The organism is Labilibaculum sp. DW002 (assembly GCF_029029525.1).
Taxonomy (GTDB): domain Bacteria; phylum Bacteroidota; class Bacteroidia; order Bacteroidales; family Marinifilaceae; genus Paralabilibaculum; species Paralabilibaculum antarcticum.
Map to the genome: position 1 here is coordinate 2,543,550 of NZ_JAKJSC010000001.1, position 26,769 is coordinate 2,570,318.

27 protein-coding genes are annotated in these 26,769 nt (G+C 37.6%); 8 read left to right on the forward strand and 19 right to left on the reverse strand.

Annotation, left to right across the window (positions count from 1 at the left end):
* Positions 1-82 precede the first annotated feature (82 nt).
* From L3049_RS10100 to L3049_RS10115, 4 genes are all read right to left on the reverse strand, one after another.
* Positions 83-991: a thiamine pyrophosphate-dependent enzyme gene (locus L3049_RS10100; RefSeq protein WP_275109684.1), complete on the reverse strand. Its 909-nt coding sequence runs from the start codon at positions 989-991 to the stop codon at positions 83-85.
* Positions 984-2,174: a transketolase C-terminal domain-containing protein gene (locus tag L3049_RS10105; RefSeq protein ID WP_275109685.1), complete on the reverse strand. Its 1,191-nt coding sequence runs from the start codon at positions 2,172-2,174 to the stop codon at positions 984-986. The genes L3049_RS10100 and L3049_RS10105 overlap by 8 nt, the downstream gene beginning before the upstream one ends.
* Positions 2,175-2,356: 182 nt before the next feature.
* Entirely contained in the window at positions 2,357-2,650 is a 294-nt protein-coding gene (locus L3049_RS10110) for a 4Fe-4S binding protein (RefSeq protein ID WP_275109686.1), read from the reverse strand.
* Between the two features lie 48 nt (positions 2,651-2,698).
* Positions 2,699-3,280, reverse strand: coding sequence for a 2-oxoacid:acceptor oxidoreductase family protein (locus L3049_RS10115; RefSeq protein ID WP_275109687.1), 582 nt, complete (start codon positions 3,278-3,280; stop codon positions 2,699-2,701).
* 301 nt (positions 3,281-3,581) lie between these two features.
* Here L3049_RS10115 and L3049_RS10120 point away from each other — a divergent pair, with 301 nt between their 5' ends.
* Positions 3,582-4,040 (forward strand): Lrp/AsnC family transcriptional regulator, encoded by a 459-nt coding sequence (locus L3049_RS10120; RefSeq protein ID WP_275109688.1) that lies wholly within the window; start codon positions 3,582-3,584, stop codon positions 4,038-4,040.
* A 110-nt stretch (positions 4,041-4,150) separates the two neighbouring features.
* On the opposite strand, the gene tnpA is transcribed toward L3049_RS10120, so the two are convergent.
* From tnpA to L3049_RS10165, 9 genes are all read right to left on the reverse strand, one after another.
* On the reverse strand, positions 4,151-4,609 hold the full coding sequence (gene tnpA / locus L3049_RS10125; protein WP_275109689.1) for an IS200/IS605 family transposase: 459 nt from the start codon (positions 4,607-4,609) through the stop codon (positions 4,151-4,153).
* Positions 4,610-4,770: 161 nt separating this feature from the next.
* Positions 4,771-5,115: a chaperone NapD gene (locus tag L3049_RS10130; RefSeq protein WP_275109690.1), complete on the reverse strand. Its 345-nt coding sequence runs from the start codon at positions 5,113-5,115 to the stop codon at positions 4,771-4,773.
* Positions 5,116-5,165: 50 nt separating this feature from the next.
* Positions 5,166-5,735 carry a nitrate reductase cytochrome c-type subunit gene (locus tag L3049_RS10135; protein WP_275109691.1) on the reverse strand — a complete coding sequence of 190 codons (570 nt, stop codon included), beginning with the start codon at positions 5,733-5,735 and terminating at the stop codon, positions 5,166-5,168.
* Between the two features lie 61 nt (positions 5,736-5,796).
* Entirely contained in the window at positions 5,797-6,594 is a 798-nt protein-coding gene (gene napH / locus L3049_RS10140; protein ID WP_275109692.1) for a quinol dehydrogenase ferredoxin subunit NapH, read from the reverse strand.
* A gap of 76 nt (positions 6,595-6,670) precedes the next feature.
* On the reverse strand, positions 6,671-7,462 hold the full coding sequence (gene napG / locus L3049_RS10145; protein WP_275109693.1) for a ferredoxin-type protein NapG: 792 nt from the start codon (positions 7,460-7,462) through the stop codon (positions 6,671-6,673).
* Positions 7,463-7,524: 62 nt separating this feature from the next.
* The gene (gene napA / locus L3049_RS10150; RefSeq protein WP_275109694.1) at positions 7,525-10,314 is read right to left on the reverse strand and encodes a nitrate reductase catalytic subunit NapA; all 2,790 of its coding nucleotides are present in this window, start codon (positions 10,312-10,314) and stop codon (positions 7,525-7,527) included.
* 47 nt (positions 10,315-10,361) lie between these two features.
* Positions 10,362-11,252, reverse strand: a complete 891-nt coding sequence (locus L3049_RS10155; RefSeq protein ID WP_275109695.1) for a c-type cytochrome — start codon at positions 11,250-11,252, stop codon at positions 10,362-10,364.
* 4 nt (positions 11,253-11,256) lie between these two features.
* The gene (nrfD, locus tag L3049_RS10160; RefSeq protein ID WP_275109696.1) at positions 11,257-12,579 is read right to left on the reverse strand and encodes an NrfD/PsrC family molybdoenzyme membrane anchor subunit; all 1,323 of its coding nucleotides are present in this window, start codon (positions 12,577-12,579) and stop codon (positions 11,257-11,259) included.
* Positions 12,580-12,699: 120 nt separating this feature from the next.
* Positions 12,700-13,599, reverse strand: coding sequence for a 4Fe-4S dicluster domain-containing protein (locus L3049_RS10165; protein ID WP_275109697.1), 900 nt, complete (start codon positions 13,597-13,599; stop codon positions 12,700-12,702).
* A gap of 388 nt (positions 13,600-13,987) precedes the next feature.
* Between L3049_RS10165 and L3049_RS10170 the strand changes: the two genes are divergently transcribed.
* From L3049_RS10170 to L3049_RS10190, 5 genes are all read left to right on the forward strand, one after another.
* A complete protein-coding gene (locus L3049_RS10170) occupies positions 13,988-14,758 on the forward strand; it encodes an outer membrane lipoprotein-sorting protein (protein ID WP_275109698.1) in 771 nt (256 codons plus the stop codon).
* A 51-nt stretch (positions 14,759-14,809) separates the two neighbouring features.
* Positions 14,810-16,030, forward strand: coding sequence for an ABC transporter permease (locus L3049_RS10175; RefSeq protein WP_275109699.1), 1,221 nt, complete (start codon positions 14,810-14,812; stop codon positions 16,028-16,030).
* Positions 16,031-16,124: 94 nt separating this feature from the next.
* Positions 16,125-17,342, forward strand: a complete 1,218-nt coding sequence (locus L3049_RS10180; RefSeq protein WP_275109700.1) for an ABC transporter permease — start codon at positions 16,125-16,127, stop codon at positions 17,340-17,342.
* A 40-nt stretch (positions 17,343-17,382) separates the two neighbouring features.
* Positions 17,383-18,072 (forward strand): ABC transporter ATP-binding protein, encoded by a 690-nt coding sequence (locus L3049_RS10185; RefSeq protein ID WP_275109701.1) that lies wholly within the window; start codon positions 17,383-17,385, stop codon positions 18,070-18,072.
* Between the two features lie 4 nt (positions 18,073-18,076).
* On the forward strand, positions 18,077-19,240 hold the full coding sequence (locus tag L3049_RS10190; protein WP_275109702.1) for a hypothetical protein: 1,164 nt from the start codon (positions 18,077-18,079) through the stop codon (positions 19,238-19,240).
* A 126-nt stretch (positions 19,241-19,366) separates the two neighbouring features.
* On the opposite strand, the gene L3049_RS10195 is transcribed toward L3049_RS10190, so the two are convergent.
* The 6 genes from L3049_RS10195 to L3049_RS10220 all read right to left on the reverse strand — a co-directional run bounded on the left by L3049_RS10195 (position 19,367) and on the right by L3049_RS10220 (position 24,490).
* Positions 19,367-20,041: a GyrI-like domain-containing protein gene (locus L3049_RS10195; protein WP_275109703.1), complete on the reverse strand. Its 675-nt coding sequence runs from the start codon at positions 20,039-20,041 to the stop codon at positions 19,367-19,369.
* Positions 20,042-20,538: 497 nt separating this feature from the next.
* On the reverse strand, positions 20,539-21,045 hold the full coding sequence (locus L3049_RS10200) for a GNAT family N-acetyltransferase (protein WP_275109704.1): 507 nt from the start codon (positions 21,043-21,045) through the stop codon (positions 20,539-20,541).
* Between the two features lie 9 nt (positions 21,046-21,054).
* A complete protein-coding gene (locus L3049_RS10205) occupies positions 21,055-21,318 on the reverse strand; it encodes a hypothetical protein (RefSeq protein WP_275109705.1) in 264 nt (87 codons plus the stop codon).
* Between the two features lie 103 nt (positions 21,319-21,421).
* Positions 21,422-21,697, reverse strand: a complete 276-nt coding sequence (locus L3049_RS10210) for a hypothetical protein (RefSeq protein WP_275109706.1) — start codon at positions 21,695-21,697, stop codon at positions 21,422-21,424.
* A gap of 83 nt (positions 21,698-21,780) precedes the next feature.
* On the reverse strand, positions 21,781-23,136 hold the full coding sequence (locus tag L3049_RS10215; RefSeq protein ID WP_275109707.1) for a sensor histidine kinase: 1,356 nt from the start codon (positions 23,134-23,136) through the stop codon (positions 21,781-21,783).
* Complete coding sequence (locus L3049_RS10220; protein WP_275109708.1) at positions 23,126-24,490, reverse strand: sigma-54-dependent transcriptional regulator; 1,365 nt, start codon at positions 24,488-24,490, stop codon at positions 23,126-23,128. Before L3049_RS10220 ends, L3049_RS10215 begins: the two co-directional genes overlap by 11 nt.
* 202 nt (positions 24,491-24,692) lie before the next feature.
* On the opposite strand from L3049_RS10220, the gene L3049_RS10225 reads away from it, so the two are divergent.
* On the forward strand, positions 24,693-25,964 hold the full coding sequence (locus L3049_RS10225) for an efflux RND transporter periplasmic adaptor subunit (RefSeq protein WP_275109709.1): 1,272 nt from the start codon (positions 24,693-24,695) through the stop codon (positions 25,962-25,964).
* 78 nt (positions 25,965-26,042) lie between these two features.
* Entirely contained in the window at positions 26,043-26,735 is a 693-nt protein-coding gene (locus tag L3049_RS10230) for an ABC transporter ATP-binding protein (protein WP_275109710.1), read from the forward strand.
* Positions 26,736-26,769: the final 34 nt, after the last annotated feature.

Consider the following 26,769-nt stretch of genomic DNA (forward strand, 5'->3'; position numbering starts at 1 on the left):
TTTTTTGATTGAGACGCAATGCATTGCGTCTTTACTGTTTTATATTGTTATTGTTGGAGCGTATTGCAATACGCCATTACCGTTACAGCCAATGCTTACGCATGCGAGACCATTTTTTGTCGCGATTGTCAATGACGCATTGCATGTCTGCATCAGACATATGCTTGAATCGACCTTGCTTCTTTAAATAATCTTGTACAGGTGCAAATTGTTTTGGATTACGGTTCAATTTGTATTCGCCATCCTCGAATTCTGCAAGGAAAATGAGACCACAATCAACAGCATCTTTAGCAATCTCTACCGATGTTTCGGTTGGTGTTCCCCATCCTGTTGGACATGATGCGTACACGTGAATGAAAGTTGCACCTTTGATATGCTTAGCCTTGTTTACCTTATTCAAGAAATCTTGAGGGTAACCAATACTTGCAGTTGCTGCATAAGCAATATCGTGAGCGGCAATAATCTCGAACAAGTTCTTCTTGTGAGTAATTGTTCCGGGGATATTATCACCAGCAGGTGTTGTTGTTGTCTTTGTTCCGTAAGGCGTCAATCCACTCTTCTGAATACCTGTATTCATATAAGCTTCATTGTCGTAGCAGATGTAAAGCACATCATCGTTACGGTCAATCATTCCTGATAGGGCCTGGAATCCGATATCGGCTGTTCCACCGTCACCAGCAAACACAACTGTTTTCACATCTTTTTGCCCCAGAGCTTTTGCTCCAACAGCAATTCCTGATGCCATACTCGCTGAGCCAGGGAAAGTTGTAATAATAGCATTGGTGTTGAATGCCATTTGTGGATAAATAAATCCTACTGCCGACATACATCCGGCTGGTAGTGCTGTATAGGTGCGCTCACCTAATACTTTAAGTGCCAATCGTACTGCAATACTTCCACCGCATCCGGCGCAAGCTTTATGACCATAGAAAAATTCCTTTTCGGTCATGTTTTTGGCATTCACTTTTGGGATATCTACTAGATTAGTCATTGCTTTCTACGTTAAGGCTAAAAAATTCTACTTTTTCTTCACTCTTATTCTCAACTCCGCTGAATAGCTTGTTGAACATTTCTTCGATCTCATCTTTAGTGATGTCACGTCCACCTAGTCCGCCAACAAAATTGCTCTTGTAAACGTACTTGTCGATTTTAGAGATAGCTGAGTTTACATTGGTGTAAACCGTTCCTTCGTATCCGAAAGAAATATCTTTATCTACAACACCAATTGCATTAACACGCTTAGCTAGATCTTTAACTTCAGCTTCAGGGAAAGGACGCATATAGCGAATCTTCAATAGACCAACTTTCTTACCTTCAGCACGCATCTTGTCAACTACGACACGAATGGTTCCACAAACACTTCCCAAGGCTACAAGAACAACCTCTGCATCTTCGCAACGGTATTCTTCAACCATGCCATCGTACTTTCTTCCGAATGTATCAGCAAACTCCTGATCCACATCTTTAAGAACTTGTATCGAATTGAACATCGCTTCGTTCTGCTGGTATTTGAATTCGGTATTGTCATCTGGCTTAGAGCTAAAACCTAAGTTCTTTGGCTCTTCGAAAGACATTTTGTTTGGCGTTTGGAAAGCAGGTAAGAATTTATCTACCATTTCTTGTTCCGGGATATCAACCAATTCGTATGTATGAGTTAGGATAAAACCATCCAAATTCACCATCATTGGTGTTAATACGTCTTTGTGCTCAGCAATTTTGTAGGCTTGGATAATCATATCCAAAGCTTCCTGTGCATCTTCCACATAAACCTGAATCCATCCACAATCTAATAGTGATAAAGAGTCACGCTGATCGCCGTAAATACTCCATGGCAAAGCCACCGAACGATTAGCATTCATCATCACGACTGGCCAACGACCACCACTACAGTAGTGCAGACCTTCTGCCATATACAATAGGCCTTGCGAAGAAGAAGCTGTAAATGTTCTGGCACCAACTGAACTGGCACCCATAGTTGCTGAAATTGCAGAGTGCTCAGACTCTACGTGCATGTATTCGCCTTCCATTTCGCCAGATTCTGCCATTTCTGCCAGGCGCTCAACGGTTATGGTTTGCGGGGTGATTGGGTAAGCAGCTACGACATGTGGACGAGATAATCTCACGCCCTGAGCAACAGCTTCATCACCTGATATGAATATTTTATTTGATTTCATTGTTTTTTCTTTTAGTCATTTGTTGACTGGTCATTGTTCAGAAACACCCTTCTGTCCTTCGGACATCTCCCCTAAAAAGGGAGAGTTTTGTTTTGATTCTTCCCCTCCTAGGGGAAGTGCCGGTAGGCGATGGGGTGAAAAAAACAGATAACTGTAAATATTGGACACTATATTTCGCGTCCCTACTCTTTTACCATTTCAATTGCATCCTTTGGGCATTCGTGTGCACATACACCACAGCCTTTGCAATAATCCATGTCGAATGTGATTTTACCATTGTCTTTAACGACTGTGCCATCTGGACAAAGTAGGTAGCAACGAAGACAATAAACACAAGCATCGTGATCAACTACAGGACGAACTGATCTCCATCCTGCATTGGTCTCCGGAAGGTAACCAGCCGCGTATTGTGGGCCAGTTGGGTATTCATCTATATGAGTTGGGAATTTAAATTCCGTTTTTTTAGGACGATTCATTTCTCTTTAATTAATAATTAAGAATTATCAATTAATAATTACCAATCTCTAACCTATAAGCCAGAATAATTGTTCATTATTAATTACTAATTGTGCATTAATAGTTTCAAAGGCTCTCTCTACAATTTTTTCATTCAGGGCAGCTAGTTTTGGTTTCATCTCTGTGTGAATACTAGCGATTGCAGCTTCTTTGCTTACCAAACCAGATGCAGCAGCTAAAGCACCGTACATTGCTGTATTGGTAATTGGTCTACCTAAAATTTCCATTGCTAAGCTTGATGCATCGATACCTACTACCTGAAATCCTTTTAAAGGCTCACGGTACTTTTCAGCATTCTCAGTGTTAATAAGTATAGTTGCACCTGGTCTGATTCCTTTTTCAAAGCCAGGAGTTACCAAAGTTTCATCCATCACCACAACGTAGTCGCTATTCTGAACTTCACTACGATCGTGAATCTTAGTATCGTCAATTTTGGTGAATGCTAATACCGGAGCACCTCTACGCTCAGGTCCGAATGATGGAAATGCTAAAGCATGCTTACCACCGTGAACACTAGCTGCAATTCCTAAAAGACGTGAAGCAGTAAAACCACCTTGTCCGCCTCTTCCGTGCCATCTAATTTCTTTCATTTGTATTTAGATTTTGTTTGTTGTTTTGTTATTTTGTTGAGGCGTATTGCAATACGCCTTTACTTAAAAGTCTTCCTCCTCTCAGGTAATCCCGAAAGCTTTCGGGAGCCGATAGGCGAAAGTGTGTTTTGAATCAAACTCTTTACGAGATCTTTTCACTTGTAAAAATACACTTAAGCCAATTTATTTACTAGTAAATTAATTAATTACAGAAAACTCATCTATCATATTGCCTTTACTGTAGAATTTATATCTTTGAAAATGCTAATTGTAACGATTTTACCAGATAAATTTTCTTTTCATGGATAAACTAGACAGAACAGATCGCAAAATTTTACAGCTTCTTCAGCAAGATTGTCGTATTACTATCAAAGAGTTAGCGGAAAAATTACACTTAAGTAATACCCCAGTTTACGAGCGAGTAAAAAAGCTTGAAAGAAGTGGAATTATTAAAAACTATGTTGCGGTACTCGATCCGGAGAAAATTGATCGAAATCTGGTGGTTTTTATCTCCATATCGTTAACTAAGCACACGCGAGATGTGGTAGAGAAATTTGAATCTGAAGTATTGGCTTTATCTGAGGTAATGGAGTTTTATATTACTTCCGGAAATTTTGATGCGATGGTGAAAATTATGGTGAAGGATATGAATGCTTTTCAGCATTTTATTCAGGAGAAACTCTCAAAGTTCGAATACCTGACTCGATTCAACAGTACCTTTGTGATTTCTTCTTCGGATAAGATTGGATACGATTTGTAAAAAACAAGGATCCTCTAGCTAAAGCAAGAGGCAATGAATGGAATGCCATACTTTACTAAAATCCTCGGATTGAAACCCAAGGTAAAGGATAAATCTATAACTAAATTGAATCAGATGTCCCCTGCTTTAGCTGGGGGATCCATTTTAAGAAATCCATATTTTTCAATCAATTTATCTTCTTCTTCCTCGAATGATTTCGTTTGATGGTGAAATTCCTGATTTTTAATGTAATTGCGGACGTTCTGTAAGGCTGATTTACTAACCGATACCGCATAATAATCGTTTTGCCACTGGAAATGATCCTTACACAACTTATTTTTATTGATCCAAAAGGAAGATTCCCCTTTAATAAGCTGCATAATTTGACTCAGAGTCTGTTCTGACTGGAGTGCTACTAAACAATGGCAATGATCGTGATATCCATTAATAAAATCAATATGAATACCTTTCTCTTCAGCATTCTTCTTGATGTGTTTCCAAACCTTCTTTCTTAGTAAACTTGAATGTAAAAATGGTTCGCGATATTTTGTGCTCCATACAAGATGGATATATACTCTTACATGTGGCATATTGTACTTTTTTGTTTTGAGAAAAAACTTACATCTTTTTATCGAACAAAACAATTATATTAATACCCTATGGATGGAAATTTAAAAACCTCGGGTTAAAACCCGAGGCAAAATCATAAGTTGTTTTAATTGCCCCCTGCCTTAGCTGGGGGATTTAATAATTAAATTTTCTTCTTTAAATCTCCCGCATAGCTTATTAAACCCGCATCTTTACTGTTATCGTTTAGCCAAGGCTTTATCTCGTCTGATTTTTCAATTTTATCTTTTTCTCTATCGAGTTCATCTTCCGAGTAGGAATACATCATATCCGCAGAGATGACATGATCCATTTTCTGAATCTTTTTCAACTTAGCGATTTCTTCACTAATTCCTTCTCCCTCTATTGTGACAATGATTTTTGTTTCATCGTGCAAATAGTAATCGCAAATCTCACTTTTCTTAAGCTCCGAAACCAAATTTTCCGAATGCTCTGGTAAAGTTCGAATCACTATACTTGATATGTTCATATTATCAATATTTATTAAATGTACAGACGCAAGGCATTGCGTCTCTATGGTTAATTGTTCACACCTTCCGCAACATTATCTTTAAGATTGGATTCTTTAATACCAAAAGTCTCACGGAATTCAACGGTGAACAAATTCTCAATATCAATGGTAACATCAGCCTGAGGTGCGTGACATTGTGAGCAGTTAAAATAAGCATTATTTAATTCTTTTCTATCCTCTACGAATACTTCTGCATCTTTTGGATTTACATATTTGCCATCTACCAATACCAATTGTGGACGCCACGACTGGAAATGAGTTTTAGAGATCTCACGAGCCCCTGATTCTTCCACCTTATCTGGCATATGACAACTTAAACAAATATTATTATCCATTTTAATTGGGAAAAAACCTGCAGTTGTATGAGGAATCATTGGTGGCGCATTCTCAAAAGATCGCTCAATTGTTGTTCCCACCTCGGGTTTATCTTCATTAAAATTAGCTTTCATCTTAAAGTTGGTTTCATCCGAATTTAAATCCGCATCGATAAAACCCAATTGATCTTCATCAATTTTATTCTCCTTTGGCTGGTTACAAGCCACTAGAAAAAACAGTGCAATTAGGGCTAGGTATTTCATATTCTTTTGATTTTATTTTCAATTATGACATGGAGTACACCATGTTGGTAATCATTATCTTTTATTTTTTCAGATCAAATTTTAAAGCGTACTTTAAAGCATTATCATCGCAAACTTCTATGCATCGAGCACAATTGGTGCAAGCTCCTGAGCGTATAAAATCACTTTCTTTGCCAACAATCGACAAAACGGGTTCTTCTATGCAAACATCGAAACAAGCCATACAATTGGTGCAATTGTCTTTATCGTGCTTTACCTTGATGACAGCTTGCTTGCCAACCAGAGAATAGAATCCTCCTAAAGGACAAATATGGCCACACCAACCTGCTTTAAGAATAAAGAGATCGATAAGGAAAACAACTGCCACAATTGCCCAACCAGCTCCCGAACCAAATACAATGGCTCTGTGTAGCATAGAAATAGGGCTTATGATTTCAAAGGCTGCCAACCCAAAAACTGCTGAAACTATCAGGCTTAAAGCCAAAATGTAGTAACGGAAATTTCTAGGCAGGGAAATACGTACTTCTGTTTCAATTTTAAACATTCTGCGCAGGCGAAAGGCCAAATCGGTAATGATATTCATTGGACAGATCCAGGAGCAAAACATTCTACCACCAACCAAAACATAGATTAGTAAGATGATTAATGCGCCAATCAAGACAGAACTTGAAGCCAAAAAGCCGGACGCCAGTATTTGTAAGATTGCATAAGGATCACTCAAATGCAAAGAGTCAACAATGATGGCTGAACTATAATTGCCTCGAAGCAACTCCCATCCAAAATAATTCCCTGCAACAAAAAGGAATAAAATGGATAGTTGAATGATTCGCCTTAGTATTAAAAACTTATATTTTCTCATTCATTTTTCAGTTAACAGTGAACAGCAAACAATGAACAGTAATTGGTTATCATCATTAACCATTAATCACCATACATTAGTCATCAATTAGATCATTATCATTTAAGTAGTCGATGGCAGATTCAACATCTTTTTCATCATCTACTTTTTTGACATCATCATTTATGCGATTTTCATCTTTTTTTTCCCAGCCTTTGATGTAATGGTCTCCTACTTCGCCAGTTGACTTATCTAGTGGTAACACAAAAATGGCTGCTTTTTCAGCAATGCATGATTGCTCGCAAACGCCACAGCCTGTACAAACATCAGAGTGAACTATAGGTAGCAATTTAGCATGCATTCCCGTTCTTTTATTCACTTCGTAATCCAGCGTTATGGCTTTGTCAATTAAAGGACAGGCACGATAACAAGCCTCGCAACGAATTCCCCAATAGGCAAGACATGATTCTTTATGAATCACTGCCAATCCCATCTTTGCATTGTTAATATCAGCTGGTTTTTCTTCCTTAGTAAGAAGTTTTAGATCCAAAGCTCCCGAAGGACAAGAATCGGTGCAAGGCATATCGGTACACAGATAACAAGGAATACTTCTAGGCTCGAAATATGGCGTCCCGTTGGCAATGCCATCGCCAGGCTCAGCTAATTTAAGTGTATCGTAAGGACAAGCTTCAACACACTGACCACATTTGATGCAAGCTTTCAGAAAATTTTTCTCTTTCAAAGCTCCTGGTGGTCGAAGCACGTAATCAGCCTTGGTAGTTGTTTGTATGGCTTTTCCCCATATCAAACCACCAGTGCCCATAAACACAGCTCCCTCCATCATTCTTTGAATTACTTTTCTTCTTGTTGCCATAGATTTTTCTTTCATAGATATGAGATAATAGAAGTGAGATAAGAGATTTAATTAGTATCTCACCTCTCATATCAGTGTTAGGCCTTCGTTATCTTAACTGCACACTTTTTAAAGTCCGTCTCCTTAGACATCGGACAAGTCGCATCCAAACATAGTTTGTTGATGAATACTTTTTCGTCGAACCAAGGCACATAAATCAATCCTCTTGGGACACGGTTTCTACCTCTGGTCTCGATATGCGCTTTTACGCGTCCACGTCTTGATTCTACCCAAACCAAATCGCCTTCGACCAAACCTTGCTCTGATGCATCTTTCGGATGAATGTAGCACAAAGCCTCAGGTACGGCACGATACAATTCAGGTACTCTCATTGTCATGGTTCCCGAGTGCCAGTGCTCTAAGACACGACCGGTACACATCCAATAAGGATATTCTTTATTTGGAATCTCTGGTGCTTCCATATACGGACGGAAGAAGATCTTTGCTTTATTTTTCAGATCAACCTTAGGCTTCGACATGTCAGGCTTTGAGATAGATCCCTGTGGCATTTTCTTCAATGCTTTTCCGTAGAATGCAAATGGTCCAACATTAGCTTTTTTCGCATATACATCGTATTCTGAATTGAAACGCCATAGAGTTTCTTTACCATCTACAACCGGCCATTTTAAACCACGGCATTTGTGATAGGTATCAAAATCAGCCAAATCGTGACCATTTCCGATACCAAACTTACGATACTCTTCCCAAATGTATTTGTGCATAAAGAAGCCGTAACCTTCGAATGGCTTACCATCCGAACCAACTACTTTACGTTTATCTCCACCAGATTCGGTATTCATTTTTCCTTCTGCAATTGGGTCTGGCCAAGCATATTTCTTGGCATCCTCGTTTGCAAACAATACATCGTAAAGCGTATCATCAGGAGAGTACCCCATAGCTTTAGCTCCTTCCAAAACATCAGGAAGCCCATCTTTTAATCCAGGAACTTTCTGCGCTCCCCAAACTTCGCTTAATTTGAATCGTTTAGCTAATTCAACAAACTGCCAAACATCAGGCATTGCATCACCAACTGGTGTTACTTGCTGTTTCCAATGTTGGGTTCTGCGTTCTGCATTTCCATATGCTCCCCACTTTTCGTAGATCATTGCCGAAGGCAATATCAAATCGGAAACTTTAGCCGAAATACCAGGATATCCGTCAGAACAAACAATAAAGTTATCCATCTGACGAGCTGCTTTAATCCAGTGATTCGCATTGGCCGTATTCTGATAGGGGTTACATACATTAATCCATGCAAATTTAATCTTACCATCCTCAATATCGCGGTGGATTTTCATCAAGTGGCTACCCGGCTTAGGATTAATAGTTCCTTTAGGAATTTTCCAAAGCTTCTCAGAAATTTCACGATGCTTTGGAACTTTAACTAACATATCGGATGGCAAACGGTGAGAGAAAGTTCCTACCTCACGAGCTGTACCACAAGCCGATGGTTGTCCGGTTAAACTGAAAGCTCCATCACCTGGCTTCGATTGTTTTCCAAGCAATAAATGCACCATATAAGCTTGCTCATTTACCCATGACCCTCTGGTATGTTGGTTGAACCCCATGGTCCAATATGAACATACTTTTCGTCCTTTCTCTATATAAAGATCAGCCAATGCTTTTAGCTTCTTCTTGAAATCTTCAATTGACTCTTCAGAATCTCCTTTTGAAACATTTGCAACGTAATCAAGGGTATATGGCTTTAGTGCTTTCTTGAATTCTTCGTACTGAATGATCCAATGGTTCATGGCTTTATTGCGATGATTCATTTCCATAGTATCACCTTCCTTATAGCCAAGGTAAGCAAGAGATTTTCCTTCATCGGCAGATAACTTTTTAGCTACCTCGTGTCTTACTGTTTCTCTTTCTTTATCTGAAAATTTTGGATGATCAGGCGTACGCATACCGTAACCTATATCAGTAAAGCCTGTTGCAAACACGGTATATTTCTTCACGAAATCCCAATCGATCGCCTGTGGTTGATTGTATACAATTTCGTGAGCAATGTAATTCCAAATCGCAAGATCCGTATTCGGCTTGAAGATAATTTCAATATCTGCTAAATCGGAAGTACGATTGGTATAAGTGGATAAATTAACAATCTTGGTTCTTTTCGGATGACTCAATTTATTCTCAGTAATTCTCGACCAAAGAATAGGGTGCATCTCAGCCATATTGGCTCCCCAAGTAACTACGGTATCCGTGATTTCCATATCGTCGTAATTACCTGCTGGCTCATCGATACCAAAAGCCTGAATAAAGGCAACAACAGCTGATGCCATACAGTGGCGGGCATTGGGGTCGATATTATGCGAACGGAAACCTGCTTTCATTAATTTTGATGCAGCATAGCCTTCCATAATGGTATACTGCCCCGAACTGAAGATCCCAATACCAGTTGGGCCCAATTCTTTCATGGCTGATTTCATGTGCTTCTCCATTTCGTCGAAAGCACGTTCCCAGCTGATGGTTTTAAATTTTCCGTTTTTATCGAATTCACCATTTTCGTTCATACGAAGCAATGGTTTTTTCAGACGGTCGGCACCGTACATTATTTTGGCATTAAAATAGCCTTTGATACAATTCAATCCACGGTTTACAGGTGCCAATGGATCTCCTTTTACAGCAAGTATTTTATCATCTTTGGTGGCTATCATGATACCACAGCCGGTACCACAAAATCGACAAACAGCCTTGTCCCACGACCAGCCTTTTTCGGCTTCGCGAGCTTCTGCTTTAAGAGTTTCAGGAATGGCAACGCCAACTGCAGTTGCTGCTGCTATAGCTGCCGAACTCTTTAAAAAATCACGCCTTGCAAGTTTCATATATTTTAAGATATTAAGTTCAAAGAATAAGGGTTAAAAGGAGTTCTCTATGCTTCCTCTTTATTGGCTTTATTGATATTTCGTAAGCCAATTACAATAAAGAGAAGTACGAACCACACACCAAATACGGTAATGAAGAAACTTACCTTTAACCATACCGGAGCCATTTTATCAGTACTCCAAATGTGACGCCCTTCAATGGCTGATTTTCTAATAGTAGGCTCTACCATTACCATTTCCTCATTCATTTTAGCTCTACCAAAACCTTTGGAAGCTTTCACCATCACACTCAGCTTTCCCTCTTCGTCGCCAGGCATGGTCGGATCAACATCGATATAGGCAATACCTAACTCGTTGGTCTGAGATTTACCCAAAAGGTATTTCCCGAAAGTTCCCATAACATAAGCTGCAATGCTTACTTCAGGCTGTGGCTGATTTTTGGCAAAAACCTTAACAACCAATTTGTCTATATTATCATCGAAGCTCAGTTTCATGCTGTACTCAGGAATTTCAACACCTTCCATATTAGGTAAGGGCTGCTTGTAATCTTTATTAAAGCTACGGATGTAGGCTACAATATTCCATAGTTCATCATCTGCAAAAGCATCTTCGAACTTAGGCATGCTACCACGCCCCATTTTAATTTTATGGAAAAGTGCACCATCAGTTTGTAACTGAAACTGATCTGACGCAGGATCGCCCGGAGGTGGCGCCATAGGTGTAAAATCATCCTGACCTGGTGTACCGTGACAAGATGTACAAGAGTTTTCGTAAGAGATTCTTCCCTCTAAAACCATATCATCATCGAAGAGGAAAGGACTCATGTTCTCATTTTCTTTGGCAGGAACTGGCCAATCGCTTTGAGCATTCACATTTGCCACAGCCAAAAAGCAAAGGCAGAACAGAATGATCAATCTATATTGTTTAATGTTCTTCATCGTGCTATTTCTTATTGTGGTTAATTTCTTCTTTTACTTCCCAAATTGGTATAATTGGGAACAATTTGGCCAATACGGTCATAATCAGCAATACCAAAATAAAGGAAGCCACCGTTATCGCAATCTCAGGCAATGTTGGTGAATAATGTGTCCAGTTTTCAGGAACATTCTGAATAGGATAGTATGGTGTTAATTGTGTAGGAACTACAATTAAAACTCTCTTGAACCAGGCTCCTGCCAATACGATAATCGAAATTAAAGTTAAAGGCAAGGGTCTACGCATAGGTCTGAATAAAATCAGAAGGAAAGGAATGACCAATCCACCCAATTGTACCAGCCAGAACATAACCGATTCGTGTCCATACAACATTTCGTGTACGTGCTTGGCGTCGGCAGTATTGGCTTTATAACCCGGAACGATAATTTCATTGATATTGAAATACACATAAACCAAGGCAACCAGTACCAGTAATCTACCCATACGATCGAAATGATCAACAGTAATGTAATCTTTCAATTTGTAATTTTTCTGAAAGAAATACATAGCGATGATAACCGCAGCACAACCGGCAACAAAGGCTCCTGATACAAAGTAAGGACCGAATATTGGCGAATCCCAACCTGAACGAAGGGTCATGGCAAACAGCCAGGAAGTAACGGTGTGAATAGATAAGGCAATTGGAATAATCAGGATTAATAAGATACGCGTGTAGTTGTGCATGATCTTAAATTGCTTTGCTTTTCCACTCCAGCCAAGGGCTAGGAATTTGTACATTTTCTGCTGCCATTTGGGTACATTTTTAAGCTTATCGCGACAAAGTGCAATATCGGGTAACATCGGAATGTAAAGCAACAACACACTAATGGCAACATAGGTAACCACTACGGCTATATCCCAAACAATTGGTGATTGCACTCTTCCGTGCATAAATACATTTAGAAGACGATCGGGACGTCCCATATCGGTAATGATAATTAGGCCTGCTACCATAGCAAAAGCTACAGCAACCAATTCTGCAATTCGTGCAAGAGGTTTGACCCAACTCACATTCATCAGTCCTAAAACCGATGAAATTAGCATACCTATTAAAGAGGTCGCAACAAAAAAGACAAAGTTGGAAATATAGATTCCCCAGGAAACATAGTCGTGAAGGCCTGTTACACCAAGTCCGTTTTGTAATTGTTGATAGTAGTAGTACAAACAAATTATGAGTGATACTGCAAGAAAGGCTAACCATAGCTTGAATTTACCTCCCCAGTTCACGTTTTTTAAAAGATCCTGATCGATTTGCGATTCGCTCAGTTCTTTTGTTATCGTTTCATTCATATGATTAAGTTCCAAGTAAAAAGGTTAAAGGAAAAAGTAATCAATACAGCTTTTGTAAATCTTTAACTGTAATTGATAATTCGTAATTACGTCCCAACAGCTATTGGGGTATTATTGGTTTTATCCTTTGCTTTCGCGTGGAGGCAAGTAATAAACACTTGGTTTTGTACCCAATTCAGGCATTAAGGTATAGGCTGCATTATTATCGAGTAATGCGCTCAAACGAACTGTTTTCTTTGTAGTACCATTGGTTACTAAATCTTCGTTTTGATCACCAAAATAATACACGCCGTTTGGACAAGCCGATACACAGTAAGGTAACTTTCCTTCACGTACTCGGTCTGCAGAAAAGGCACATTTGGTAACGGTTCCTTTTTTCTGTGGTACGTTAAGTTCCATATCATAGGTAACCTCTGCAAACTCTTCAGAATTTTTAGGCTCGGTCCAATTAAAAGTACGAGCTGAATAAGGACAGGCAGCCACACAGAAACGACAACCGATACAACGCTCATTGTCGATTAGTACAATTCCGTCTTGTCTTTTAAAGGTAGCATCAACGGGACATACCGAAACACATGGTGGGTTGTCGCAATGTTGACACGTTTTTGGCATCCAATAAGAAGTGTCGCGAACCGGATCTTCCATCTCTAATACATTCAAATGATGCATCTCCGGTTTTAGTTGGTGTGCACTCTGGCAGGCTTTCATACACTTGCGTGCATTTTTACATTTTGCCAGATCAACCACCATAACAAACTTTTTGCCTGGAATTCCTTCTCTTCCTCGTTCTTGCAGGTAGCTTAAATCTTGGATTTTATCTCCTGGTTTTAGGTGGGCTACATCAACTTCAACTAACTTGTTGTCGGCTGTTAACACCTTTACTTTGTTACCGCTTGATTTGTTAGAGTCGGAACAGCCTTGAAGTAGTAAGGCAGATCCGGCAACGGCACTGGCTCCTGCAACACCCAATTTTTGCAGGAATTTTCTTCTGGACTTGTCGTTTTTATTAGCTTGGTTCATCTGTTAATTAGTTTTTATGGATTTTACCAGATGTTCCCTGAATTCAATTACTTGCACAGGGAATTTCATAGATTATTGTTTCGTTCACAGTATTAACTGCTGAATAAATATATGAAATATAAGCACTTATAGCCAGCGTTATGTTTATTATCCAGATATCTAGATCCATCAAGATAAAAGACAAAAAGCTCTGAATACCCACTAATCACAAACGTTTTCACAATAATAAGATAAACAGATAAGATGATCGTTTTATACAGTTTATATTTAGAATAAATTCAGATAATTATTTTTTCCTAAAAGCACATCACTTTGATGTACAAATTAAATAATCACTTCATTTTTCAATTGTTTTGTGATCATATTTGCCGCATTAATAGTAACTTATATGCAAACAACTCTTCCAAAAATGTATAAGATCATAAGCATAGTAATTATTTGTTTGGTTTCCTTATCTGGCTTCACCCAAGAACTGGATGTGAAAAAATGGGTACAAGAGGCTGATGAAAAAATGAGAGGCACGTCGAGCAAAAGCAATTTCAGCATGACTATTGAACGCCCAGGTTGGTCACGCACGGTTAAAATGAAAAGCTGGACCATCGGGAACAAATTCTCATTAATGTACATCACCTCTCCTGCCAAAGAAAAAGGGCAAGTTTTTTTGAAACGTGCTAATGAAATGTGGAACTGGATTCCAAGTATTGAGCGTATGGTAAAAATTCCTCCTTCAATGATGATGCAATCCTGGATGGGCTCAGATTTCACAAACGATGATCTGGTAAAGGAATCATCATTGGCAAAAGACTACACTCACAAGCTTGCTGGAGAAGAAAAAATACAAGGATATGAATGCTATAAAATTGAATTAATTCCTAACGAAGAAGCTCCCGTAGTCTGGGGTAAAATTTACATGTGGATCAGTAAAAAAGAAAAGCATTGGCTTAGAGCAGAATATTTCGACGAAGATAATTACCTGGTGAAATATGAAGTCTTGTCGGATATTAAAATGGTGGATGACAGAATGATGCCCACGCGACTGGAAATGATTCCTGCCGATGAGGAAAATAAAAAAACCATACTCATTTATGGTGACACCCAGTTTAATATTTCAATTAAAGAATCCTTTTTCTCGATTCAGAACATGAAAAGAGTACGATAAGGAACAAAATGAATCTTGCAATTTAGAATAACAAACGAAACGCCTAAAGATATGCTTACAAACCTAAAATTGGCCTGGCGTAATTTGTGGAGAAACAAACGACGAACATTCATAACGGTCGCCTCGATCTTTTTTGGAGTTGTTTTTTCCGCATACATGACTTCGATGCAGGAAGGTTCCTATACCAAAATGGTTGATATTGTGGTGAAGTTCTACTCAGGATACATGCAAGTGCATCACGAGGACTACTGGGAAAACAAAAGCCTTAACACCACCTTCGAATACAGTCAGGAATTAGTAGACGAACTACTTGCTAATAAGGATGTAGAATTTGTTTTTCCAAGGCTAGAGTCCTTTGGTTTGGCCTCATCAAAAGAACTAACAAAAGGTGCCATGATATTCGGCATTGACCCTTTAGGTGAAAATCAACTCACCAAAATTGCCGATAAAGTAAGGAAAGGGAAATATTTGGAAGCCAATGACAATGGTGTTTTACTCGGCGATGGATTGGCAAACTATTTACATCTTGGAATTAATGACACTTTAGTGATGATTAGTCAAGGATACCACGGCGTTAGTGCTGCTGAAAAATTTCCCGTTCGCGGAATTATTAAACATGTATCACCTGAGTTAAACAAAACCATTGTTTACATGAGTCTTTCGAAATGTCAGGATTTTTTTAGTGCTGAAAATCGCCTAAGCTCATTAGTGATAAATGTGGCCGACAATGAAGTAATGAGAAGAACTTTTCGTGATCTGAAAAAGAAAATGAAAGCTCCCTACTCTATTATGAGTTGGGAGGAAATGCAACCAGAAGTAGTACAGCAAATAGAAGGTGACCGCGCTGGCGGTGTAATTATGAAAGCAATTCTCTATATCGTAATTGCCTTTGGTATTTTGGGAACGATTATGATGATGATAATGGAACGACGCAGAGAATTTGGCGTGATGGTAGCCATTGGCATGAGCAAGGGAAAACTTGCCAGTGTGATATTCTTTGAAACTTTATTTATTGGCTTGTTAGGCATTCTTTCAGGTTTGATAGTCAGCTATCCTCTGCTGCACTTACAAAGTGCTAACCCCATTCCGCTAACTGGCCAGGCTGCACAAATGATGGAAGAATTTGGTTTTGAACCTTACATGTTTTTCTCTGTTGACTGGACCGTATTTAGCCAACAGGCCATTAGTGTGTCGATTATCATACTGATTATTGCTATTTATCCTGTAATATCAGTATTGAGATTAAAAGAAATCAATGCTTTAAAGGCTTAATCTGGAGTGCAAAAAAGTAGATAAACGAAAGAATAAAATCCAATAACAAGAAACAATTAACGAAGAGTAACGAATCAAAAAGTTAGCAAAAAATATGATCAAATCGATAGCATGGAGAAATATTTGGCGCAGCCCGCTTCGTTCGGGAATTATTATTGCTGCGATAAGCGTAGGCATGTCGGCAGGTGTTTTCACCGCAACATTCACGAAAGGATGGATGAATCAGCGTTTGGAAGCTGGTGTAGAAACCGAAGCTTCGCATATGCGTATTCAGCAACCAAAATTCAATGAGAATTACGACTTAAAAGAGTCAATTCCAAACAGTAGGTCTTTAGTGAATGAGATTACTAAATTGGACCATATTGACGGCATTAGCCCAAGAATCGTAATTCAATCGATGATTGCATCGGCCGAAACAGGAACAGGAGTTAGAATAATTGGTGTTGATCCGGAAAAGGAAAAAACCGTTACCAATTTACACACTAAATTATCGGAAGGAAAATATTTCGAGGGAATGAAAAGAAATCCGATCGTAATTGGAGCCAAGCTTGCAAAAAAACTTAAAGTCAAAATGCGCTCAAAAGTAGTAATCACCGTTCATGATGCATCGGGAAATATTACTGGAGGTGCTTTTAGAGTATGTGGAATTTTCGACATAAGCAGTGGAATTTTTGAAGAGATGAACGTATTTGTGCGCAAAAGTGATTTGGCTCGTTTACTCGGTCTAGATAAAAACACCTCTCACGAAATTGTCATTCATTTGGATGATACTGAACAAATAGATCAATATGCAGCCATGCTGAAAGAGCAACATCAAGACCTTTTGGTACAAAGTTGGAAGGAAGCTATGCCAGAGTTGGGATATCTCAACGAAATTGGCAATCTGTATACCTATATTTTCGTTATTATTATTCTATTGGCACTGGGTTTCGGAATTGTAAACACCATGTTAATGGTTATCCTCGAAAGAGTAAAAGAATTGGGTATGCTTATGGCTGTAGGAATGAGCAAGGCAAGAATCTTTGGTATGCTTATGCTAGAAACCGTTCTCTTAACTTTTACAGGTGGATTTAACGGCATTCTGATTGGCTTGGGTGCCACCTATGCTACAATGAAAAATGGAATTAACCTTTCGGGTTATAATGCTGGTTTTGAAGACATGGGCTACAGTTCACATATTTATCCTGTGGTAGAATTTGAAACCATATATGTAATTGCCATTCTGGTAATTATTACAGGAATTCTCGCATCGATTTATCCAGCAAGAAAAGCTTTAAAATACAATCCAGCTGATGCGATAAGAACAGAGTAAAAAGTCAAGAAATTAGTACACATAGCAAACGAGCAAGAAAATGAACATCATCGAAATCACAAACCTGCATAAAATATACAAAGATTCGGAAGTAAATGTACATGCAGTAAACGACGTTAGTCTTACTTTTAAAGAAGGTGAATTTGCCGCAATTGTTGGCCCTTCAGGCTCTGGAAAATCAACACTTCTAAATATTCTTGGAGGGTTAGATGTGCCTACCAATGGAAAAATCCTAATCGACAAAACCGATTTGAGCCAACTAAAATCATCGGACCTGATTAAATTTAGAATGCAAAATATTGGTTTTGTTTTCCAGGCTTACAACTTAATCCCCGTTTTAACGGCAAAAGAGAATGTAGAGTTTATTATGCAATTGCAGAATCGTTCGAAGCAGGAACGCGAAAAAAGAACAATGGACTTACTTAAAGAAGTAGGATTGGAAGGCAGAGAGAACAGCCGTCCGGCCAAATTATCAGGAGGACAGCAACAGCGAGTTGCTGTTGCCCGCGCATTAGCTTCCAAACCAAAATTTGTTTTGGCCGATGAACCAACAGCAAATCTCGATACGAAATCGACAGAAAACCTGTTGGATATTATGGAAGAACTGAACCAAAAAGAGAACATTACATTTATATTCTCGACTCACGATCAGCGCGTTGTTAAAAAGGCGCATAGAGTAATCACGCTGGAAGATGGTAAAATCATAAGCGATGTTCGCAAATCAATCTAATAAAATGAAATTTAAATCGCTGTTTATATTATTCCTCATTCCTTTCTTTTCTTTCTCGCAAGATCAGAAACTTACACTTGATGGTTATCTAAAGGATCTCCACATGTACTATCACCCAGAACAACTATCAGTAGGACCAGAATTACACGATTTCAATATCAACACCATCCATAATCGTCTTAACTTAAACTGGTTTGCCAACGATAAAATGACTTTTACACTGGGCATGCGCAACCGTTTCATTTCTGGAAATGCAGTGAGCGATATCCCCAATAACAAATCATCGGTGGATTTTGACAATGGCTTTTTAGATTTATCGTGGATTACGACCGAGGGAAACAATTCTTTTCTGCATTCGATATTTGACAGGGCCTACATCGATTATTCTACCGGCAATTGGCAAATAAGATTGGGCAGACAGAGAATCAACTGGGGCATTAATCTAGTTTGGAATCCTAATGATGTTTTTAATAGTTTTTCCTATTTCGATTTTGATTATGAAGAACGTCCAGGCAGCGATGCAATTAACATCCGACACTATATCGGGGCAACCTCATCGGTCGAAATTGTTTACAAAATAGCTAAGAGCACCAACGAAATGGCCCTTGCTGCTATGTATCGTTTCTCTTATAATAATTACGATTACCAATTTATTTCGGGCTGGGTTGGTGATGATTACATGATTGGTGGCGGATATACCGGAAGTATTAAAGGAGGAGGATTTAGAGGAGAAATCACCCATTTCTTCCCTCGCACAAATCAAACTAATTCACAAGAATCAACTGTCGCCTCAATCTCCTACGACTATACTTTAAAAAATAATTTATACCTATCGATAGAAGGATTATACAACAGCAAGGGAACAACGGGAGATGCCGGTGGGTCGAACCTTTTACTCACTCAAAATTTATCAGCAAAACAGCTATCATTGGCAAAATACTCCTTGTTTGCTCAAGCATCTATCCCAATAAATCCACTTTTTAATGCAGGCATAGCTGCTATTCTAAATCCTTCCGATAACTCTTGGTATTTAAGCCCTTCTTGCAGGTATTCCATTCATGAGAATATCGAATTAATGATCACCACACAACTATTTTTTGGAAAAGAAAGAACAGAGTTTGGCGACATTGGTCAATTGGCCTTCGCCAGAATCCGATGGAGTTTTTGAATCTTTATGACCAGAATACAAAAAAGCCTCGCCATTTGAGAGGCTTTGTAAATAATAGAATATATTTTATAAGCTAAAGGATGTATTTTCTAGAATTTAATGATATTAAATTTTTGCCAATAGCATCTATTTAAGCTTAACAACAGGCTGCCTAATTAATGTTTTTAAATTTTCGGGTGCAGTTCGTCGAGGGTCATTTAGGTAGATCTCTCGATGCTTACCACTTATTTCGCACCCACTTTCGTGGATATGGGCATGCAGTTTTTCGATTGTTGGTCCCTCATCGGCATAAGGTCCAATGTGCATAATTTGTGCAGACAAACCATCACAGAAATCGACCAATTCAATTTGCTTCAAAAATGGTAGGTCTTTCTTTTTGCCCAATTCATCGCAGGCAGTTTCAACAATTTCTTTGGTGATAAAATTGGGTTGCATAATCATGGCCGACCATTCCCATTCATTCATTCGATCTTTCGAAAACTGGGTCATGTCATCCATCCACCACAAACTTTCCAATGGCATTACCCCATAATCTACTTCTCGAGCTGTTCTCATCGAAAATTTAATATGGTAGGCTAAAGGGAAAAGTGCCTCTAGAGCATTTTTGTATCCATCTGAGCAAGGACCACCATTTCCGCTGCACATTAGGTATTTAAATTCTGGAACTTCTAGAATGGATATATTGCCTCTGCGTTCCGAATAGAAAGTTTTGTATTTCTTCTTTAAATCTACTTTTCTCAATTCACTCATTGCTTCTCCTCCATCTATTATTACATCTTTTTTAACTACTACTATGTTCAAGTTAAAAAATGTAGAGGAATGTATTATCAAAAATTGCCAATATTTAAGAAGGAAGCTCTTATATAGAAAGAAAAATACTTGATTTAAGGAGGCGTTTATTTTTTTGAAAAACCGTTCAAGATAGATTATCTATTTACTATTTACAAGTGTCAAATGTGCCAACTCACAATAAATTAAATTTTCATAATATTTGCTTATGGTTTAATAATCTTTTTGTAGATTCGCATCAACTTATTTAATTAAATATTTTTTACTGGCTCTAATAAAGCGCAACAAATCAATATTTTTAGAGTAAGGAAAAGCTAAATTTAGATTATACTTAGCGAAAAAGACAAAGTGGCAACTGGTATTTCTTGCTGGTTAAAACAAAAATGAAAATTCTCTATCCTATTTGGATATGGTTATGAAATAAACTTGTTGGCTATCCCTCGTGCTGTAATGGTTCGGGGGGTCTTTTTTTTTAATAGATAGTTTTTTAGACACGTCATGGCGTGTCCCTACGAATATTCTGATTTTAGAATAGACATCACCAACTTGTCATGGTATTGGCCATTTCGAAACGCCGCCTCTCGAAACCTTCCTTCCAAAACAAATCCTGCTCGTTCGTATGCTTTTACGCCTCCTTTATTGGGAACCGAAACCGTGAGCATAATTCGATTCAAATTCAATTCTTCGAAACCTATTTTAACAATTTGCTTAGTAACTTCGGTTCCTACACCTTTTCCCCAATAGTCTTTGTCGCCAATAAATATGAAGTATTCTCCCGATTTATTGGTGGTAGAAATTCCACAAATACCAGCATAACCAACAAAAACATCACCGACAAAAATGCCATGATTGCTATTCTTTTTGTTATTGATCGTATTTATAAACCAATCCTCAATCTGTTGATCGGTTTTCATCTTCTGAAAAATGGATAAAGAATAAAAAATGGCTTCCTCATCTCGGATCCAATTGTAAAAAGAAGGCAAATTTTCTATTGTTAAAGGGCGAAGTGTTATCATGAATTTTATTTACAAAAAGTACAGACAAGCAATAATCAACACAAGAAATATTGATAATGAAATAAGAAGAATACGTTTTTGCTCCATTTCCGCTTTTATACGAATATCTTCTTTTATCGATTTAAGTTTTTCTTCAGAGACTTCTTTGAATTGCATCTCGTTTCTTTCAATAAAGCCTAAATCAACATTATCTCTAAACTTTGCATTTTTAGAGTTTAATTGACTTCTATTCTGCTTGATGCAATTCTTCATGTGTCCTACAAAGCCTGTCATATTAATCTATTTTATTAAAACGAAAGTTAATTAAAAACTCCCTTCTGCAGAACAAAAGGGAGGAGTAATTTATCTTAAGATTTACTTAGTTATTACCACAAGTTTAGAAAAACAAGACCCAAACATATGCTAAAACAAATACTATAGTCACAACAATCGTAATTAGGAAGATTCTTCTTTTTTCTAATTTGGCCTTGTAGCGAATCTTGTTCTTAATACTTTTTAATTCCGGCTCAGAGACTTTTTTGAAACGTAGAAATGTTCTTCTTTTGTCTCTGATTTCAATATTATCGCGGAAACCTGCTTTATTAGAAGTTAAACCTTCTTTATTTCCTCTAATTCTTCGAATCATATCGAAAACATGACCTGCTGATGACATCTGAAGTGGATTATATCGTTATTGATAAAGCAATTTAATAAAAATCAATTAACAATAATGTTTTTTTTCCATCTTAAATCAAATTACCATCTCAATGTAAATACCGTCTCACCCTCTTTCGATCTGCAATTTAAACTTCCTCCATGTGCTCTTATTATCTGACGAGAATAACTTAAACCAATTCCTGAACCATTATCCTTTGTTGTAAAAAATGGTATGAATATTTCATCGGCAATTTCATCTGTTATTCCAGGGCCATTATCACTTACTTTAATCGAAGTAATTTCTCCTGATTTAATAGCCGTAACCCTAATCTTCGAGCCATTACCATTTTCTGATCCTTGTCCGTTGATTGCCTCAGAAGCATTCTTTACCAAATTGATAATAACCTGAACCATCATTTGTTCGTCGGCAATAAAATGGAAATTTTTAGCTGGTGGAAGTAAGTTTAAATTCCCTGAGAAACCCTCCTTTATAGGAGATAGTAAGATATTCAAGCGATCGAAAAAGCTGTAAATACCAATACTACTTAAGCGAGGTTCAGGAGCTTTAGATAGAATTCGGTACGATTGAACAAAACGAATTAAGCCTTCACTCATTTCTGTAATTACGCCTAATCCATTAATCGTCTTCTCAACATGAATGTCTATTGGTTGATTTTCTGCAAGCTCTAGTTTTTGCTCCCAAATTCCTTTTAATGATTGGGATATTGACGTTACTGGAGCCAATGAATTCATAATTTCATGACTTAAAACACGAATAAGTTTTACCCAGGCGTCAATTTCTTTACGTTCCAACTCTCCTCTAATGTCCTGAAGCGTTATTAATTTTACATCCTCATTCTCCAATCGAATAACCGTACAGCGAGTTATCACTTGTACTTTCTCCTTTTGCAAAAGAAGGTCAAGCACTTTCTTCTCCTTATTTTTTAACTCGATTAGGCCTTTTGAAAATTTTGCATCGATATGTTCCAATTGCTTAATATGGGTGAAGGTTTGTAGACTTGTCAACTCCAATGCTGATGAATTAACATCGGTAACAAACCCATTTTCTGTAATAACGATAACACCAGTGGCAATATTCTGAAGAATTTCAGCAAAATAGGTTTCCTTTATTCTGCTTTTCATTTGAACTTCCTGAATGATACCATTCAGTTCATTTAAACTTTGATTTAACTCATCAATAATTTTATTACCTGATTTTTTAGGGAAGTGTAGGGTCGTATCCTTATTTTTTATGGACTGAACAAAGTAATCCATCTGTTTGTGTGTTTTGCGCAAAAAGAATAACAATCGCCATACAAGTAGAAGCTCTATTAAAAGAAATACTGACAGTAGATAATAGTTTTGGATGGACACGCAGAAACCAATTGCTCCCGCAATGAAAATCACAAAAATTAGACGAATAAATAAAACAATATTGTAGTGTCTATATCCCATATTTCTTTATTTTGTTGTATAAGGTTTGGCGTGTAATTCCAAGCTGACTTGAAACAGCACTAAGATTTCCCATTTGTTTTTCGATGGCTGCTGTAATCAACTGTTTTTCCATTTCTTCTAGTGTTCCACCGTACGCTTCACCACTTGAAAGTTCTACGGATTTAAACACAAAATCAGCAGCTTTAATTACATGACGATCACTTAAAATAACCACTTTTTCGATGGCGTGTTGTAATTCTCGAACATTTCCAGGCCAATGATAAGCTTTCAATTTGGAAATCGCATCTGATGAAATTGTCAAGCCCTTCTTATTGTATTTATCTGTATACAACTGTAAAAAGAATTCCGCTAAGGCAGGAATATCCATTTTTCGATCTCGTAAAGCAGGAAGTTCAATTTGTATAGTATTTATTCTATAAAGTAAATCCTCCCTAAAATTGCCATCATTCACCATTTTAGATAAATCACAATTGGTTGCACATACTACTCTTACATCAATATCTACTGGTAAATTCTCACCCAATCGGGTTAACTTTCTATTTTGCAGAACTGCTAATAGTTTGGCTTGCATGGGCAGTGATAGGTTTCCAATCTCATCCAGAAAAAGAGTACCTTTGTTCGAGGCTTCAATTTTTCCCATTCTATCGCTTTGCGCATCAGTAAAAGCACCTTTTTTGTGGCCGAACAACTCACTTTCGAATAGGGTTTCAGCTATAGAGCCCATATCAACATTAACCATTACATTTTGTGACCGGTTGGATAATCTGTGAATTTCTCTAGCAATTAATTCTTTACCAGTACCATTTTCACCTGTGATAAGAATATTCGCATCAGTTGCAGCAACTTTACGAACCATGGCCATCACAGTTTCCCATTCTGGCGACGAACCAATCAAGTCATTCTTGCTTTTATTGATTTCTGCAATCAATTCATCTTCCTTTAAACGCAATTTTCTGACTTCTTTTCGGGAGTTACTCAATTTCACAGCCATTTCAATAGTAGTCAGCATTTTTTCGTTTTCCCATGGTTTCAGAACAAAGTCGACAGCTCCATTTCGCACAGCTTTTACAGCTAATTCTACATCACCATATGCAGTAATCATAATAACACTAATACCTGGGTTGTATTCGAATATCTGATTTAACCAATAAATACCTTCATTTCCTGTGTTTATGCCAGCTTTAAAATTCATATCCAAAAGAACAACATCGTAACTATCCTCAATCAATTCTGCAAGCAAAACATTTGGGTTCGACAAACATTTCACCTTTTTACAGTTCCCGGTAAGCAGCAAGTCTAGTGCACTTAGAATGCTTTTGTTATCATCTACAATTAAAATTTTGGCTTCTTTCATTTTTAAGAATCACATTCAAATGTTCATAATTTTAGAACTAATGTAAAGAGCTTTTAAAAAAATTAGACAATGATTGTCCATTTTTTTTACACTACAATTTAAACGCTGACACATAAACAGCTAATATCATGACAATTACACCTCATGGCACAAGTTTAGCTTAGATAATCATGAATTGCAATTTTTTCACTTGCAAGAGGTAATGAGTAAAAGTCTTAAGATGACGATGGATCGAAAAATAGAAAAAGGTAAAGGAATTAAAGCCAAGCATGTTTACATGATTATTGCCATAAGTGTACTTGGCATTTTGATATGGTTAATGTTGAGCAGTTCAACATCAACATTCCGCGCAGAAGAAGAGAAATTAAATATTTCGATAGTAAAAATGGGTGAATTTAAAGATTACATATCCATTATTGGGACGGTAGAACCGAAAACAACAATTTACCTGGATGTTGAAGAAGGCGGAAAAGTAATCGAAAAATTAATCGATGAAGGAGAAACCGTTAAAAAAGGTGATATCATCCTGAAAATGATAAACAGTGATTTAAAACTTGAGATTTTAAATACCGAATCACAATTGGCTTATCAATCGAATGAGCTAAGGAATACGCTTATTAATATGGAGCAACAGAAGATAAGTAATAAACAGCAACTGCTTGTTATTGATACAGATATTATCAGACAGAAAAGAAAATATGAACAAAACCTAATGCTGTTTGAAAAAGGATTTGTGTCGAAAGAAGAGTATTTACAATCGAAAGAAGATTACGAATTGTCTCGTCAGGATAGAGAGTTGAGATATCAGAGAATGGTGCAGGATTCAATTTTTAGAGCGAATCAAAAAATTCAGATGAATAGTAGTTTGGCCAATATGCAGCAGAATTTGAATATGGTTAGACAACGTTTGGAAAACCTGAATATAAAAGCACCAGCAGATGGTCAGCTAGGAAGTTTAGATATTGAAATTGGTCAATCGATTAACAGAGGGGAACGAATTGGACAACTTCACATGCTTGAAAGCTTTAAGGTTGTTGCAGAAGTCGATGAGCATTATATTGATCGGGTTCGAAGAAATCTTTCAGCCACATTTACAAGAAACGAGCAACAATTCAAGCTAAAAACTAAAAAGGTTTATCCGGAAGTTAGAGAAGGACGTTTTAAGGTTGATTTAATTTTTGATGGTACTTCGCCAGAGAATTTACGTACTGGGCAAACCTATCATCTCAAACTAGAGTTAGGACAACCCGTTGATGCAATTCTATTGCCTCGAGGTGGTTTTTTCCAAAGCACAGGTGGACAATGGGTATTTATTTTAGATGAGTCGGGTGATTTTGCTATAAAGAGAAAAATAAACATTGGACGACAAAATTCACAATATTTCGAAGTGCTAGAAGGCTTACAAGAAGGAGAAAAAGTGATCACTTCCAGCTACGAATCGTTCGGCGATAATGAGCGGATTGAATTTAAATAAGTAAAACATAAGTATCCTACAAAGACGAATTACTAAATTAGACCTTATATATAATTGTAAATCCTAAAATCAAAACATATGATTAACACGGTAAATCTTAAGAAAATATTTAGGACAGACGAAATTGAAACGCTGGCACTAAATAATGTAAACCTAAACATCAAAAAAGGTGAATTTGTTGCCATTATGGGACCTTCAGGTTGTGGAAAATCAACTCTTCTAAACATCTTGGGTTTACTTGATAATCCATCAGAAGGAGAGTTTCATTTCAAAGGAACCAATGTTGCCGAGTACAAAGAAAACAAACGTACCGATTTACGAAAAGGGAACATTGGTTTTGTGTTCCAGAGTTTTAACCTGATTGATGAATTGAATGTTTTTGAGAACGTTGAAATGCCACTGGTTTATCAGGGAATTAGTAATAAGAAGCGCAAGGAAATGGTAAATAAAGTACTCGATCGTATGAGTATGAGTCATAGAGCTAAACATTATCCACAGCAACTTTCAGGAGGACAACAGCAGCGTGTTGCTATTGCTCGTGCAGTTGTGTCAAACCCGGGCTTAATTCTTGCCGATGAGCCTACAGGTAACCTGGATTCATCAAACGGTCAAGAAGTGATGGAATTGCTTACTGAGCTTAACCGTGAAGGTACAACGATTATAATGGTAACCCACTCACACAAAGATTCTGGCTATGCACATCGTGTGATTAACTTGTTTGATGGAAAAGTGGTAACTGAAAATGTTCCTGTAGAAGAAATGGCAGATTAAGAATCAACCATAAATCCTTATCAGATTACAACAT